Annotated in this window: 2 protein-coding genes; one reads left to right on the top strand and one right to left on the bottom strand. The window is 60.4% G+C overall.

What is annotated here, in order from left to right; genetic code table 11:
* Positions 1 to 804, bottom strand: an 804-nt coding sequence (locus ACH2EI_RS21485; protein ID WP_395161531.1) for an Eco57I restriction-modification methylase domain-containing protein, incomplete at its 3' end; no start/stop codon positions are given.
* Positions 805 to 1,027: 223 nt separating this feature from the next.
* Between ACH2EI_RS21485 and ACH2EI_RS21490 the strand changes: the two genes are divergently transcribed.
* The coding region (locus tag ACH2EI_RS21490) for a hypothetical protein (RefSeq protein ID WP_395161533.1) at positions 1,028 to 1,231 on the top strand (204 nt) is incomplete at its 3' end.

Here is a 1,231-nt window from a genome sequence, read left to right on the forward strand (position 1 = left end):
GCGGGAGTTCACCCACTTCGTCAGCGACGGCGCATTCGCTTCACCGAAAGACTTTGTCGCGTTGGCGACGACCGCTGTCGACTGCTCGGCCCGACGGATCACGGTGACCGCCGGGTATGCCGACACTGGTTCTTCGAACGCTTCGACATCGTGCATCGACACAATCGCCTCGACGGCATAGCTTGAAGAGACGAGCCGGCGAAGGTCGGAGCCGTACTGGTTGTGCATCCAGCGGTCGGCGACAATGAAGCCGAGCACTCCATCCGGCTTCAAGATCCGGAGGCCCATCTCGATGAATCCGACGAAGATGTCGCTCCGTCCCCGCATCGTCGGACACGCCCGACGGTAGGCAGCACTACGCGCAGTCGGTACGTCCTCCAGGCGAATGTATGGCGGATTGCCGAGCACGAAATCCGCCACATCGTCGCCGTGCGAGGTGAGTAGAAAGTCGCCGCACTGGACGCAGTCCAGCGATATCGACTTGGCCTCTGCGTCACCCAGGCCGGCTTCGACAAGCGCTCCAGCGACAGCCTTCTGCGCGAGTTCCGCGTTCGTCGGGAGCAGATCGAAGGCCCGAAGCGCTGAACGAACGTCAGTCAACGGACGGTCGTGCATGCGACATGACTCGATCAGGCGCTCCGTTATCGGGGCAAGGAAGGCCCCCGAACCGCACGATGGTTCGACAGCAACCAGGCCGCCGAGATCTTGATCGACAGTGAAGCCGGAGAGGTCGAGAATCAATTCAACGACCCACCGGCGCGTGAAGACTTCACCGTGCTCACCTTTCTCGTCGATCTCGAACACGTGTGGGTCTACTTCCTGCCCCAAGTCGAGGCTCAGTTGTCTTTCTGCATACCGGCGGACCCCGGTCATCGCGTACCTCCAAACTACTCGTCGTTGATTGGGGTCCGCTGGAACCGAGGGTGATGTTCTCTTCCCGATCCATCATGACGGACGGGTGTCGCAGAGTTAGCAAGCGACTCAGGCAGCTGTCGCTGCCGATTCGGAGTTGACGTATGGTCATCACATGAAAGACGTGCGGGTCGATGGTGAAGGTGAGTTCCGTTGCTGGAACTGTGGCAACAAGGGTCTGCTCGCCAAGCGGACCTTTCGATCGAAGGTGCTCGTCGGCGTCGGAGCCTTGCTGACCAAGAAGAAACTCAAGTGTCAGACGTGTGGCGAGTTCAATGACACTGGCAACGCCAAGCCGTTCGACGGTCCAGCAGCGCGA

The sequence above is a fragment of the Ilumatobacter sp. genome, from assembly GCF_041688325.1.
Taxonomy (GTDB): domain Bacteria; phylum Actinomycetota; class Acidimicrobiia; order Acidimicrobiales; family Ilumatobacteraceae; genus Ilumatobacter_A.